Genomic DNA, 11,594 nt, shown 5'->3' with positions numbered 1-11,594 from the left:
ACCAAAGCTCGGTCAGGCGTTCATGATTGGCGCGGACCCGGCTCCGGTCGGCGGCGATGACACGCCCATCACCGTCATGGCGAGCGGAGCGGTCTTGCCGCCGGCGAGTTGGCCGTGGTGGTAGAAGGCATCCCCGCCGTGCAGGATCCACTGTGATTCGGCGTCGACGGCGACCACCCAAGTCCGAGGCCCAGCTCTCGCGCACGGCGATCCAGCGCGCGGCGCTCACGGTGATCGATGCCGGGGGGCATCGCGGCGGTGAGTATGCGATCGGTCAGCCGGGTGCTCGGCGGCGACGCCAAAAGCCTCTACCACCACATCGACGGCAAAGACCGTGATCGCGAATTCGAGTACACCCTCGATCTGATCGTGCGGATCGTGACCGCGTACGGAGCCTGAACGCCCGACCCCACGTACGGGCGCTCGGTGCTCCAGCGCGGGGAACCGCCTGCCGCTCAGTCCTTTTCGGTCGGATCCATGGGACGGCGGGCCAACTGCGTCACGCCGTTGTACCCGTAGCTTTCGCCGTCGAGTTCGTAGAGGGCGACGTACGCCGCACCGGGCAGAGTGCCCAGACGGGTGTTCAGGGCGTCGTAGGCGTGCTCGATGAACGCCGCCTTCTCCTGAGAGGTGTTGGTACCCAGGGTGATACTGACCTCGAGATGCACTCCGGTGGCCTGCGCGGGGCGCGTCGCGCCGACGAACCAGCGGTCGGCGGGTACGAGATTGAGGTGCACGACGGTGACCTCGGGTTCCTTGAACAGGTCCTTCTCCAGCAGCCCGGTGATATCGGCGGCGAGTGCGGCCTGGGTGTCCGGTGAGAGTTCGGGGTCCGCAATGGTGATGCGCACGAACGGCATTCGGCTCGACTCCTGTTCCTTGGGGTTGGCCTTCGAATCTACGAGAGCTTCGAGGGCCGCCCGGGGGGCAGATCGCGACAGGTGCCGGACTTCCCGCGCCAGTCAGCGGCGCCGGTACGCCACGCTCTGACCTGCGACCAGATGCACCAGATCCTGTTGGGCGAGATTGATATCGAGCAGGTGGGTGCCCCAGGTCTGGTCCGGCAGCGCGGGCAACAGCGCCGCGGCCACGCCGCCTACCTGGAGCACATGCGGCGCGTCGCCACCGGTGCAGTGCGCGTCCAGACCGTCGATCTCACGGCCCTCGACGATCGCGTGAATCGGGGCATCGGCATTGTCCCGCAACGATGCCGGATTGGTGCACAGCACCTCGTAGCCGGGCCCGTACGGCAGCGTGCCGCGCACCTCGCTAATATCGGGCGACTGGGGTGCACGGCCGAAATGGGTATTCGCCGGGGGCGTCCGCGTGAACGACGAATAGGCGATGACGCATCCGAGCTGTTCGGCATCGGTGCAGGCGGGGACCGAGGCGAAGTCGCCGCCGACCGTCGCGCCCTTGGGCACCAGGACGTCACCGCCGATGAGCAGGGCCGAAACCAACTGCGCCTGTACCGGTTTCCCGTCGATCCGATTGCGGATCAGCGAGCGCAGCATGCGGGTGCCCTGCGAATGACCGATGAGCACCACCCCGCGAGCGTCATTGTGATTCGCCAGATAGTCGTCCCAGGCGTTCTCGATGTCCTGATACGCGAGATCCCGTGCCGCGCCGACACCTTCGGCGGGCGGGTTGAACAGCGCCCGCAGCGTCACCTGCCGATACACCGGCGCCCACACAGTGCATTGCGCACCGAACGGCCCCGCCTGCGCCCTGGCGACCGCCCGCAATTCCGCCGAGGTGTCGAAGTCGGCATTGGTGGCCTGCTCCAGCGAGGCGGTGGGATACACGTAGAAGCAGTCGATCGGCGCATCGGTGCGCCCGCCGCAGGGATCACCCGCCTGACCGGGACGGCACAGCCAGACGGTGGAGGTTTCCGCCGCGGCCGGAGCGGCCACCGCGAACGCGGCGATCAGCGCGAGAACGGTGCCGCCGAGCAGCGCCGCGACGGCGGGGAATCGAAGGGTCACGCGAATCTCCTTGTCACCGTGGCGGAACCGGCCGGACGCGGGAGACCGGATCATGCTGCGGCGAGCCTATCGGATCCCGCACGACCGGAGGCTTGGCAGGCGGGCGGAATAGATACATAATCACCGTTATGCCAAAACAGGTCGATGTGGCGGCCCAACGCCGGACCATCGCGTCCGCGGCCATCACGGTCATCGGCGCCGCCGGAATCGACCGGACCCGACTGCGCGATGTGGCGGCGGCCGCCAATGTCACCACGGGCGCGGTCACGCACTATTTCGACGGTAAGGACGCACTGCTCGAGGCCGCCCTCGAAGAGGTCGTGCGCCGTGTGCTGGAGCGCCCGGCCCCCGCTCCCGCCGATATCCGCGCCTGCATCGACATCTCCGCGAGCTACCTGCCGCTGGATGCCGAGGGCCTGGCCGAATGGCGGGTGTGGCTGGCCTTCTGGGCGCGCGCCATGAACGATGAGCGCCTGCGCGCGGTGCATCGGCGCTACTACGCCGAGATCGTCGAGCGCATCGCCGATCGGATCGCGACCGTCACGAGTCCGGCGGTGCCGCGTGCGCGATTGCTCGCCTGTGCGGACGCGGTGCTCGCCGCCGTCGACGGCGTCGGCTGCCGCACCGTGCTCGAGCCGGACTCCTGGCCCGCCAATCGACAGCGAGAGACGCTGTCGCACTTACTTTTACCGATGCTCACCGCGTTCGCGCACGACACTCGGGAATTCCGATCATGACCAAACAGGATATGTCCGCCGATGATGCGCTGTCGGACTTCACCATTCGGGAGATCACCCTCGACGACGTCACCAAGCGCGTGTACGTCGCCGGTTCCGGACCGGGCGTCATCGTCATGACGGAGATGCCGGGCATCAGCCCGCATGTGGCGCGCTTCGCCCGCTGGGTGCGCGATGCCGGATTCACCGTCTATATGCCCTCACTCTTCGGTCGCGACGGTGTGGTGGCCACCGCCGAGGAAGGTGCGCAGGTCTTCCGAAAGGCCTGCGTCAGTGCCGAATTCCGCGCCTTCGCGGCCGACGAGTCGAGTCCGGTCACGATCTGGCTGCGCGCCCTGGCCCGGCTGGCGCATCAGGACTGCGGCGGACCGGGCGTCGGGGCGATCGGCATGTGCTTCACCGGGAATTTCGCGCTCACCATGATGCTCGAACCCGCCATGCTCGCACCGGTGCTGTCACAGCCGACGCTGCCGATGAACGATCCCGCCGGAATGCATATCGCACCCGAGGAGCTCACGGCCGTACGCGACCGGCTCGAACGTGAGGATCTGACCGTGCTCGCCTATCGCTTCGCGGGCGACAAGTTCTGCCGCGCACAGCGTTTCGCCGCCTACGAACAGGCCCTGGGCGATCGTTTCGTCGGCCGGGTGCTGCCCGATTCGGCCGCCAATCCCGATACCGCGCCGTTCTTCTCGGTGCATGTGGATAGCCCGCACAGCGTGGTCACCGCGCACCTGATCGATGAGGCCGGTCAGCCGACCGTCACCGCCCGCGACGAGATCCTCGCCTTCTTCCGGCAGCGACTCGGCGTGGTCGTGTGATCGGAGGCTATTTCGCGACGGGTTCGCGGGCCGCCATGGTGCGGCCGGTGAGCTCGACCGAGCGGACCCGATCCTCGATATCGGTGGCGTGATGCGCCAGGATGAGCTCGTCCGCGCCGATCTCGGCGGCGAAATCCTCCAGGTACGCGACAACTTCCGCGGGCGTCCCCGCGGCGGTGTAGGTGGTCATCTTCGCCAGGTGCGCGCCATTGGGCGTGCTGAGGAACAGGTCGATCTCCTCATCGCTGAAATCGGCTCCGGCCGCGCCGCGCTGGATCATGGCGCGAGCACGGGCGCGATAGGCGATCTGCTTCTGCTCCTGCGCCCGGTCGTGATCGTCGGCGGCGAAGACATTCGCGCCCGCCATCACATAGGGTTCGGCGAGTTGTTCGGAGGGGCGGAAACCCTCGCGGTAGGCGGCCACGGCCTGATGCAGGGCATCGGGCGCGAAATGCGAAGCGAAGGCATACGGCAGGCCGAGATGTGCGGCCAATTGCGCGCCGAATAGCGAAGAACCCAGAATGTACAGCGGCACAATGCCTTCCGCGCGCGGCACCGCATTGATTCCCGGAATCCGCGAATGCCCGGACAGGTAGCCCTGCAACTCGAGCACATCCTGCGGAAAGCTGTCCGCCGACGCGGGATTGCGCCGCAGTGCCCGCATGGTCGCCTGATCACTGCCGGGCGCGCGGCCCAAACCCAGATCGATCCGCCCCGGGAACAGCGATTCGAGGGTGCCGAACTGTTCGGCGATCACCAGCGGCGAATGATTCGGCAGCATGATCCCGCCCGCACCGAGCCGAATGCTCTCGGTCTGCGTGGCCACATGCCCGATGAGCACGCTGGTCGCACTCGAGGCGATCGACTTCATATTGTGGTGCTCCGCGTACCAGACCCGCCGATGTCCGCTGCGTTCGGCGGCCTGCGCCAGTCGCACGCTATTGCCGAAACTGTCACGCGCGGTCTGACCGGGCGCGATGACCGCCAGGTCCAGGAGGGACAGTGCGACAGGCATCGGAAGCCGCCTTTCTGATTCGGGGACATACCGGGCGCGGCCGGAGCGCACCCACTCCCTCTTGCAAGGCATCGGGGCGCGAAGTTATGCCCGCGGCACCCGACACGCGCACCCGCACCGCTTCCGGCGTAACCGTTCCCGCAGGTGAGACCCTTGCCGCTGTGACCGACTCGCTGATGATGGCCGCGATCGAGACCGTCTCTCAGACGGTGAACTCCTATGCCGCCGCGGCGGCCGGGCGACCTCTGCCCCCGGTGACCTGGATGTGGGATTGCTGCGCCCGCTTCTCCGGTGCGGAGTCCGAATTCTGCGGCACCTTCCATCCCGATATGCCCGCCATCGAGGCGAACGCCCAACTCGAGCACTGGGCGCTGGCGCTCAACCTGTGGGAAACCACCACCGCTCGCGAGGCCGCCGAGGGGCGTCGCGCCTTCGCGGGCACGCTCGCCGACACCCGCATCCGATTGACCGCGGCGGTCGAATCCCCCTCCCCCACAACCGAAACCCAACCGCTGCTGATTATGTGATGCCCGCTCAGCCGTTGCCGTAGACCCGATCCGGACTGACGAGTACGACCGCACGTCGATCCTGCGCCATCACCCGGTCGTACTCGTCCCAATCATCGTGGGTGCCGCCGGCCGCGGTGAATACCGCGCGCAGCAGTACGCGCAGATGTTCGCCGTCGATCCCGGAGACCGGGTCATCGGGGCCGACAATCCATACGGACCCCTCGACGGTCACCCATTGCCATCCGACGCGAACGACCACCGTCATGCGTGGATCGGCGCGCAAGTTCACCAGTTTGCGAGTACCGCCCCGAACCACCATGCCGACCACGTTCTCGCCGCTCACGGGATGCTTCAGCACACCCGCATTGACCAGCGATGACTGAATCGTGCCGTCCGGCCGCAGCGTGGAGGCGACACAGAGCCCATGATCCCCGGCGATCAGCCGTTCGAAATCCGCGAGTTCGCTCACACGCGAAGTCTACGCACGCGGGTGCGGAGCCCGGCGTTACAGGTAGGCGGTATGGGGTTCGGCACGCTTGATTCGAATTGTGGCGCAAGTACATTCGAAGACGGGTTGGGTCTTTCGAATGGAGTGATTCACAGATGCGTCGTACGTTGACGATGGGGTTCGGGATGATCGGTCTGGCCGCGGGCGCGGTGCTCGCGCCCGCGGCCGGTGCGCAGGATTTGGCCGAGGGGGTCGGGTGCGCCGGGTTCACCTGCCACAACGACACCGATGACACCTACAGGGTGGAGGCCACGGTGGTGTGTTCGGACGGGATGCGGATGCCGATCACCCGGTATCTCGCACCGCGTGACCGTCAGATTCCGGTATCGGCGCTATGTCCGATGATCACCGAACCGGGGCGCTGGGTGCAGCCGCCGCCGGTGATGGACAGCGACGGCTGGAAAACGCGGCCGCCCACCTTCGAGCCGGGGCCGACACGGCCGAATCCGGTGGTGAGCGTGGACTATCAGCGCGCGGTGGTGGATAACGATCCGCATCCGGCGGCGACCGGTTCCGGTTCCTGAGAGCTCATCGAAAGAGGTTGTCCCGGTGCCGGTCCAGGCGCTGGGACGCCTCCGGGAGCGCGACCACGCTCCACTTTCCGGGCTCGGGCAACTCCGCCGCGCACAGCGCGATCGCGCTCTTGCGAAACGACAGAGAGCGTTCGATCTCCATCGGCACCTCCCATCGGCGGGGCGGCCCCGTCGGAGATGCCTTAGGGGGCCGTCCCCGGTGGCAACCCGGGTCCCGCCCGGATCGCCACCGCACGGGGCATGCCGATCAGACTGCGGGCCAGTCGTTCTCGGTCTCGGCGATCTTGTTGACATAGTTGGTCAGGGTCTGCAGGGCTACCAGCGCGACGATCTCGAGCACCTGTTCCTGGGTCCAGCCCGCCGCGAGTACGGCGCTCGGGTCGGCCTTGCCGCGGCTCTCGGTCAGCTCGCGCGCGAACCCCACCGCCGCAGCTTCTTTCGTATCATCCGAGGTGCCCGCCTTGGCGGCGTCGATTTCGGCGTCGGAGAGTTTGGCCACACGCTTGCCCGTGAAGGTGTGCGCCGCAACGCAGTACCCGCAGTCGTTGGCCGCGCCGACCGCCAGTGCGATGCGCTCGGAGGTCGGGCCGGGCAGTGCGCCCCGCTTCAGCGCCCCCGACAATCCGAGGTAGCCCTCCAGCACGGCGGGCGCGATCGCCATCACCTTGGTCATATTCGGCACCCGGCCCATACGCTTGCGCACCTCGTCCAGCAGCGGGGCGTCCTCGACGGTCTTGATCATGACAACAGCCTTTCCGGGTGAAACTTCCGATCGCGTCGTGCTTACGGTCGATTCAACGAGGCCGCGGGGCGCGAACCGGGCACCGAACACGCCACGGTGCGGACCGTCGACGCCAAAGCACCCGGGTGGAAGTAATCCGACGGTCGGGACCGCGCCATTCCATCGCGATATTCGGCCGTATTGGTTGCTGGACGGTTACTATTGAGCAAGATCATCCGTTCCAGTGGCGTAAATCGCCCATTGTCCGGATGTCCGGCAGCAGACAGGAGAACACCTCATGCTCGGTCTAGGAATTCTCGGCTGGATCATTATCGGTGGTCTCGCCGGGTGGATTGCCAGCAAACTCATGAAGACCGATGCTCAGCAGGGCATTATGCTGAATATCGTGGTCGGCGTCGTCGGCGGTTTGCTGGGTGGATTCTTGCTCAAGGTTCTCGGTGTGGACGTCAATGGCGGTGGTTTGTGGTTCAGCTTCTTCACCTGCCTAGGCGGCGCGGTTATCCTGCTGTTCCTCGTCGGGCGTTTCGCCCGGCGCTGATCGAATGGTCCTGGCGCGCGCGGTGGTGCTCGACACGCACCACCGCCGCGCCTGTGACCAGGCATAACGCACTCGCCAGCACGCCGATTACCGACCAGCCGTCGAAACCGGTGTCCGTTGCGGTGAGGGTCGATCCGAGTACCAGAATTCCGAAAAGCAGCAACGCGAGGCCGGGTCCATTGACGGTATCGAGGATGGACTCTCCGGTGGGCGTCCCGGTGGTCTCGGGAAAGCCTGCATGGTGACTCATCGAGGATTCTCCTTCGGCTGGTCGTTCTCCCCAACCCATCCGGAGTGCCCGACCACACCAGCCCCAAACGACACACTTCGCGCCGATCAGCGCGTCCTCAGCGTGTCGCCGAGTGTCGCCGAGTGTCGCCTCGAATAATCCATGCGACAAGATCGGATTCGACTTCGTCCCGATTGATTTCATTCGCAGTTTCGTGCCGAGCGCCCGGATACCCGCGACCTCACCGACGCCGAACCCTCGGCCCTCAGCGCCAATATCGTCCTGGTCTCCCGGTGCCTGATCCAACTCAGCCGCCCGCACACCACGCCCGGGCGTGAGCGCATGCACGTCGGCTCACTCCGCGAGGAGGCGTTTGGGGTGCATGCCGTCCACCTGGCCGATGAAGGGCGGGTGGATGCTGTAGCCGAGCATGCGGCGGATGTCCTCGCCGACGGTGCGGGCTATGTGGTGCGGCGTGGAGAGGGTGAAGGCTTCCTGGGGGCGCAGCCACGGCTCGCAGTACTGGGCGGTGACGGCCAGGCGGGCGGCGGTCGAGCGATTCGGGCCGCCGCCGTGCCACAGGGTGCCGAGGAAGAAGACGCAGGAGCCCGCGGACATGAGCACCGGGCGGCGCTCCGAATCCCCCTGTGGGAGTTCATCACCCCAGTTCTGGCTGCCGGGGACGATCTCGGTCGCGCCATTGGTCTCGGTGAAATCGTCGATAGCCCAGATGGTCGCGGCGCTGAGCGCTTTGCGCGGGCGCGGCAGGGGGTAGAAGCCGTCGTCGGTGTGCAGCATCTGGGCCGATTCACCGGGCAGGATATTGATGACCTGCAGCATGGACAGCAGGTAGTTGGGCATGAGCAGGCGATCGAGCAGGGCCAGCACGCGCGGATGGGCGGCGAGGCGATCGCCGCTGCGGGTCTTGTTCAGCACGCTGTAGACACGCTGGGTGGCATGGCCCTCGAAATTGTTGCGGCCCTTGAGATTCAGTAGCGGGTCGGTGTCATCGCGGATCGCTCGCAGCTCATCGGCCGTAATCAGGTCCGGCAGGATCACGTACCCGTCGCGCAGCAGTGCGGCCAGGTCGGCCTCGACCAGTGCGGGATCGACCGTGCTCCCGCTGCTTTCGGTCCGGCGATAGGTTCCGGCCAGGTCACCGGCGAGATCGGTCACGGATGAGACGTCAGCGCCCACGGCGCACCTCCGATTTAACATAACTCAATTCTGTTATGCTTCGGAGCATGGCACGGGCTCCCCTGGGACGTCAACAACTCCTCGATGCCGCCCGCGCGGAGCTGGTGGCGGCCAATGGCGTGGTCGATCTGAACGCGCTCAAACGACGGTCCGGGCTCAGCACGGGCGCGCTCTACCACCACTTCGGCTCCAAAGCCGGTCTGCTGGTGGCGATTTACGAGGAATTCCACGCCGGGCTCGTCGCCGCCATCGCCGATGAGACCATTGCGGACGAGCGCGGCTGGGCGGCCCGCGAGCGCGCCCGCACCCGCAATTTCGTGGCCTATCACCTCGCCGATCCCCTCGCGGAGCTGCTGCTCGGCCGGATCAGCACCGAGCCCGAGGTCGCCGAGGTGGAAGCGGCCACCCTGGAGCGCATTATCGAATCCGCGGGCCGCAATATCCGCTCCGGCCAGGAGTCGGGCGAACTCGACGCGAGCATCGATCCGGAGCTGGCGGGCGCGTGCGTCATGGGCGCACTCCGGCACGGTATGGCCGAACAGCTGCGCCGCCACCCCCGCCCCTCCATCGATCAAGCGACCGAGGGGCTTTGGCGATTCATCGCCGCAGCGGTCGGCGTCAATCCCGCTGCCACACCAGCACCATGGTGAACGGATGACCGCGCAGCGCGGCCCATTTCGGCTTGCGCGCCACCCAGGCGTCGTCCACCAGCGCCTCGCTGACCTCGGTCAGCCGCCATCCGGCCGAAACGCCCGCCGTGATATGTTCACCGAACAGGTGCAGGTGCGTACTGATCGCGAGTGGCTCACCGGATTCGGGCGTGTAGTGCGTGGGCATCCCCGTCACCATCATGAACTGTGGGTGATAGGCCACCAGGACGAATGTCGCACCGGGAGCGGCCAATCGGCGCGCCTCGGCATAGAACGGGGCCAGTTCCGGCAGGTGCTCGTCGACCAGCGAGGAGATCACCACATCGTATGCGCCGCTTGGCAATCCGGTATCGCGGACATCGGCCGAGGTCAGGGTGGTGTGCGCGCCGCGAGCCCGGGCGCGTTCGAGCATTCCCGCACTGAGGTCGACCCCGTCGATATCGGTGACGCCGTGCGCGCGCAACCAGCCGCCGGTGCGCCCGGTGCCGCAGCCCAGATCGGCGGCGCGGCCATGCCAGCGCACCCGAACGCGCTCGAGCAGCGCGTAATCCATCTCGTCCATGACGGTCTGCTCGTAGGTCGGGGCCCAACCGTCGTATCCGGTGGCCACATCGACGGTTCGGTAGTTGCGGCGGTCGAAATCGGCGAAGGTCGGCATGGCGGCAGTATTCCGTGCCGAAGCCGTATCGGGCCAAGTATTTTCGGCTGGCCGCACCGAAACCCGGTGAAGCGCGCGACGAGCGCCTAACCTGGGGTTTGTTTCAACTCGACCAAAACGGGAATGGCTGCAGTGCGCAACTGTCCAGTTGCAGCCGTCTGGCGCAGAACGCAGGAGCAACCCAGCGTGAGCAGGAAAGAAACAACCACCAATCTCGAATCCGAGCTCGATCCGAATTCCGTCAAGGCGGTCAGCGGCGCCGATGCCTGCTGGCCCGAACCGAGTCCACTCGCCGATTGGTGGGAGGGGGTCATGTTCGATGACGCCGAACCTCACCACATCACGCGCGATATAGCCTGAAGACCGACTCGATCCGATTGCCGCGCAAGCGAACTTGTCGGTGGTCGGGAATACGCTCGATAGGCGGATTCCGATTTGCCCATCAGCGTAAAGAGTTGATCTTCATGACTATATTCGCCATTTACGGGGCCACCGGTCATACCGGTCGCCTGGTCACCGCCGACCTGCTCGCCCGGGGTCAGGATGTCATTGTCTCCGGGCGAGATTCGGGTGCGCTGGCCACACTCGGGCAGGGACGCGTCATGCCCGCGGCACTCGACGATCCCGTCGCCTTGCGCGCGGTGGCCGAGGCCGCCGATGTGCTCATTCACTGCGCGGGCCCCTTCACCACCACCGGACTGCCCGTTGCCACGGCCGCGGTCGAGGGGGGTTGTCACTATGTCGATCACGCGGTCGAAGTGCATTTCGTGAAGCGGCTGTTCGATACGTTTCCCGAGCGCGCACTGCGGGCGGGCATCACCATGCTGCCGAGTGTGAGTTTCTATGGCGGCCTGGGCGATTTGCTCGCCGGGGCGGTGGCGCGGGATATGTCCGATATCGAGCGAATCACCGTGGCCTATGCCGTCCACAATTGGATGATGACGCACGGCGCGGTGGAGACCGCGCGGTTGCTATTCGCCGATACCGACCGGATCGGATATTCCGATGGGCAACAGCAATACGGATTCGTCGAGCCGCGCCAGGCGATATTCGCCTTCCCGCCCCCGGTCGGCCCGCGCCCAATGATCGCGCCGGTGCCGTTCCCGGAGGCGGTGACGGTCCCCCGGCATACCCGCACCCGGGCGGTCGAGGCACAGCTCACCGCCGCCACGTTCGCCGAGGATCAGGCGTTCACCAGCGAGCAGGTCGATGCCGAGACCCGCGCGCAGAGCGAATTCACCCTCACCGCACAGGTTCTCGCCGCCTCGGGCTCGGCGGCCGGACATCTGCGCGGCCGCGATCTCTGGCGCACCGCGGCGCTGGCCTCGGTGGAGGCGGCGGTCCGATTGGCCGACGGCGCGGCGAAGACCGGGGTGCACAGTCCCGCGGAGGCTTTCGACGCCACCGAATTCCTGACCGCGCTCGCCGAACGCGGCACGTTCACCCTCGAACTGCCGAACCGGGCGTGAGGA

19 protein-coding genes are annotated in these 11,594 nt (G+C 66.6%); 9 read left to right on the top strand and 10 right to left on the bottom strand.

Annotation, left to right across the window (positions count from 1 at the left end):
* Window positions 1-12: 12 nt before the first annotated feature.
* A complete protein-coding gene (locus NA10_RS37605; RefSeq protein WP_169812613.1) occupies window positions 13-177 on the bottom strand; it encodes a hypothetical protein in 165 nt (54 codons plus the stop codon).
* Window positions 178-237: 60 nt separating this feature from the next.
* On the opposite strand from NA10_RS37605, the gene NA10_RS37975 reads away from it, so the two are divergent.
* Window positions 238-399, top strand: a complete 162-nt coding sequence (locus NA10_RS37975; RefSeq protein ID WP_174562536.1) for a hypothetical protein — start codon at window positions 238-240, stop codon at window positions 397-399.
* Window positions 400-455: 56 nt separating this feature from the next.
* Here NA10_RS37975 and NA10_RS20235 read toward each other — a convergent pair whose 3' ends face one another.
* Together NA10_RS20235 and NA10_RS20230 are read right to left on the bottom strand one after the other, a co-directional pair.
* A complete protein-coding gene (locus NA10_RS20235; protein WP_067570273.1) occupies window positions 456-860 on the bottom strand; it encodes a tautomerase family protein in 405 nt (134 codons plus the stop codon).
* 102 nt (window positions 861-962) lie between these two features.
* Entirely contained in the window at window positions 963-1,985 is a 1,023-nt protein-coding gene (locus NA10_RS20230) for a DUF3089 domain-containing protein (protein WP_245677611.1), read from the bottom strand.
* Window positions 1,986-2,113: 128 nt separating this feature from the next.
* Between NA10_RS20230 and NA10_RS20225 the strand changes: the two genes are divergently transcribed.
* The gene (locus NA10_RS20225) at window positions 2,114-2,722 is read left to right on the top strand and encodes a TetR/AcrR family transcriptional regulator (RefSeq protein ID WP_084515029.1); all 609 of its coding nucleotides are present in this window, start codon (window positions 2,114-2,116) and stop codon (window positions 2,720-2,722) included.
* Entirely contained in the window at window positions 2,719-3,543 is an 825-nt protein-coding gene (locus tag NA10_RS20220) for a dienelactone hydrolase family protein (protein ID WP_067570269.1), read from the top strand. Before NA10_RS20225 ends, NA10_RS20220 begins: the two co-directional genes overlap by 4 nt.
* 7 nt (window positions 3,544-3,550) lie before the next feature.
* Here NA10_RS20220 and NA10_RS20215 read toward each other — a convergent pair whose 3' ends face one another.
* Window positions 3,551-4,558, bottom strand: a complete 1,008-nt coding sequence (locus NA10_RS20215) for an LLM class flavin-dependent oxidoreductase (protein ID WP_067570267.1) — start codon at window positions 4,556-4,558, stop codon at window positions 3,551-3,553.
* 161 nt (window positions 4,559-4,719) lie between these two features.
* On the opposite strand from NA10_RS20215, the gene NA10_RS20210 reads away from it, so the two are divergent.
* Window positions 4,720-5,085: a hypothetical protein gene (locus NA10_RS20210; RefSeq protein ID WP_157556635.1), complete on the top strand. Its 366-nt coding sequence runs from the start codon at window positions 4,720-4,722 to the stop codon at window positions 5,083-5,085.
* A 7-nt stretch (window positions 5,086-5,092) separates the two neighbouring features.
* Here NA10_RS20210 and NA10_RS20205 read toward each other — a convergent pair whose 3' ends face one another.
* Complete coding sequence (locus NA10_RS20205; RefSeq protein WP_067570263.1) at window positions 5,093-5,536, bottom strand: TIGR03618 family F420-dependent PPOX class oxidoreductase; 444 nt, start codon at window positions 5,534-5,536, stop codon at window positions 5,093-5,095.
* A gap of 134 nt (window positions 5,537-5,670) precedes the next feature.
* On the opposite strand from NA10_RS20205, the gene NA10_RS20200 reads away from it, so the two are divergent.
* Window positions 5,671-6,099 (top strand): hypothetical protein, encoded by a 429-nt coding sequence (locus tag NA10_RS20200; RefSeq protein ID WP_157556634.1) that lies wholly within the window; start codon window positions 5,671-5,673, stop codon window positions 6,097-6,099.
* Between the two features lie 4 nt (window positions 6,100-6,103).
* Here NA10_RS20200 and NA10_RS36910 read toward each other — a convergent pair whose 3' ends face one another.
* Window positions 6,104-6,250 carry a hypothetical protein gene (locus NA10_RS36910; RefSeq protein WP_157556633.1) on the bottom strand — a complete coding sequence of 49 codons (147 nt, stop codon included), beginning with the start codon at window positions 6,248-6,250 and terminating at the stop codon, window positions 6,104-6,106.
* A gap of 105 nt (window positions 6,251-6,355) precedes the next feature.
* Window positions 6,356-6,850, bottom strand: a complete 495-nt coding sequence (locus NA10_RS20195; protein WP_067570258.1) for a carboxymuconolactone decarboxylase family protein — start codon at window positions 6,848-6,850, stop codon at window positions 6,356-6,358.
* A 277-nt stretch (window positions 6,851-7,127) separates the two neighbouring features.
* On the opposite strand from NA10_RS20195, the gene NA10_RS20190 reads away from it, so the two are divergent.
* Entirely contained in the window at window positions 7,128-7,388 is a 261-nt protein-coding gene (locus NA10_RS20190) for a GlsB/YeaQ/YmgE family stress response membrane protein (RefSeq protein ID WP_067570256.1), read from the top strand.
* Here NA10_RS20190 and NA10_RS35795 read toward each other — a convergent pair.
* On the bottom strand, window positions 7,348-7,638 hold the full coding sequence (locus NA10_RS35795; RefSeq protein WP_174562535.1) for a hypothetical protein: 291 nt from the start codon (window positions 7,636-7,638) through the stop codon (window positions 7,348-7,350). The two genes, NA10_RS20190 and NA10_RS35795, sit on opposite strands and share 41 nt — an antisense overlap.
* A gap of 333 nt (window positions 7,639-7,971) precedes the next feature.
* Window positions 7,972-8,814, bottom strand: coding sequence for a phytanoyl-CoA dioxygenase family protein (locus tag NA10_RS20185; RefSeq protein WP_067570253.1), 843 nt, complete (start codon window positions 8,812-8,814; stop codon window positions 7,972-7,974).
* 47 nt (window positions 8,815-8,861) lie between these two features.
* Here NA10_RS20185 and NA10_RS20180 point away from each other — a divergent pair, with 47 nt between their 5' ends.
* Window positions 8,862-9,464 carry a TetR/AcrR family transcriptional regulator gene (locus tag NA10_RS20180; RefSeq protein ID WP_067570250.1) on the top strand — a complete coding sequence of 201 codons (603 nt, stop codon included), beginning with the start codon at window positions 8,862-8,864 and terminating at the stop codon, window positions 9,462-9,464.
* Here the strand turns inward: NA10_RS20180 and NA10_RS20175 are convergent.
* Window positions 9,433-10,122: a class I SAM-dependent DNA methyltransferase gene (locus NA10_RS20175; protein WP_067570248.1), complete on the bottom strand. Its 690-nt coding sequence runs from the start codon at window positions 10,120-10,122 to the stop codon at window positions 9,433-9,435. The two genes, NA10_RS20180 and NA10_RS20175, sit on opposite strands and share 32 nt — an antisense overlap.
* A 186-nt stretch (window positions 10,123-10,308) precedes the next feature.
* Here NA10_RS20175 and NA10_RS36905 point away from each other — a divergent pair, with 186 nt between their 5' ends.
* Window positions 10,309-10,482, top strand: a complete 174-nt coding sequence (locus NA10_RS36905) for a hypothetical protein (RefSeq protein WP_157556632.1) — start codon at window positions 10,309-10,311, stop codon at window positions 10,480-10,482.
* Between the two features lie 104 nt (window positions 10,483-10,586).
* On the top strand, window positions 10,587-11,591 hold the full coding sequence (locus NA10_RS20170) for a saccharopine dehydrogenase NADP-binding domain-containing protein (protein WP_067570317.1): 1,005 nt from the start codon (window positions 10,587-10,589) through the stop codon (window positions 11,589-11,591).
* Window positions 11,592-11,594 lie beyond the last annotated feature (3 nt).

Origin of the sequence: Nocardia acidivorans NBRC 108247 (genome assembly GCF_001625085.1) — a bacterium.
GTDB lineage: Bacteria > Actinomycetota > Actinomycetes > Mycobacteriales > Mycobacteriaceae > Nocardia > Nocardia acidivorans.
This window is presented reverse-complemented; position numbering and strand designations above follow the sequence as displayed.

Excerpts from the sequence above, each read along its gene's own strand:
- NA10_RS37975 (WP_174562536.1), top strand. The coding sequence starts at position 238 with ATGCCGGGGGGCATCGCGGCGGTGAGTATGCGATCGGTCAGCCGGGTG.
- NA10_RS20235 (WP_067570273.1), bottom strand. The coding sequence starts at position 860 with ATGCCGTTCGTGCGCATCACCATTGCGGACCCCGAACTCTCACCGGAC.
- NA10_RS20225 (WP_084515029.1), top strand. The coding sequence starts at position 2,114 with ATGCCAAAACAGGTCGATGTGGCGGCCCAACGCCGGACCATCGCGTCC.
- NA10_RS20220 (WP_067570269.1), top strand. The coding sequence starts at position 2,719 with ATGACCAAACAGGATATGTCCGCCGATGATGCGCTGTCGGACTTCACC.
- NA10_RS20215 (WP_067570267.1), bottom strand. The coding sequence starts at position 4,558 with ATGCCTGTCGCACTGTCCCTCCTGGACCTGGCGGTCATCGCGCCCGGT.
- NA10_RS20200 (WP_157556634.1), top strand. The coding sequence starts at position 5,671 with ATGCGTCGTACGTTGACGATGGGGTTCGGGATGATCGGTCTGGCCGCG.
- NA10_RS36910 (WP_157556633.1), bottom strand. The coding sequence starts at position 6,250 with ATGGAGATCGAACGCTCTCTGTCGTTTCGCAAGAGCGCGATCGCGCTG.
- NA10_RS20195 (WP_067570258.1), bottom strand. The coding sequence starts at position 6,850 with ATGATCAAGACCGTCGAGGACGCCCCGCTGCTGGACGAGGTGCGCAAG.
- NA10_RS20190 (WP_067570256.1), top strand. The coding sequence starts at position 7,128 with ATGCTCGGTCTAGGAATTCTCGGCTGGATCATTATCGGTGGTCTCGCC.
- NA10_RS35795 (WP_174562535.1), bottom strand. The coding sequence starts at position 7,638 with ATGAGTCACCATGCAGGCTTTCCCGAGACCACCGGGACGCCCACCGGA.
- NA10_RS20180 (WP_067570250.1), top strand. The coding sequence starts at position 8,862 with ATGGCACGGGCTCCCCTGGGACGTCAACAACTCCTCGATGCCGCCCGC.
- NA10_RS20175 (WP_067570248.1), bottom strand. The coding sequence starts at position 10,122 with ATGCCGACCTTCGCCGATTTCGACCGCCGCAACTACCGAACCGTCGAT.
- NA10_RS20170 (WP_067570317.1), top strand. The coding sequence starts at position 10,587 with ATGACTATATTCGCCATTTACGGGGCCACCGGTCATACCGGTCGCCTG.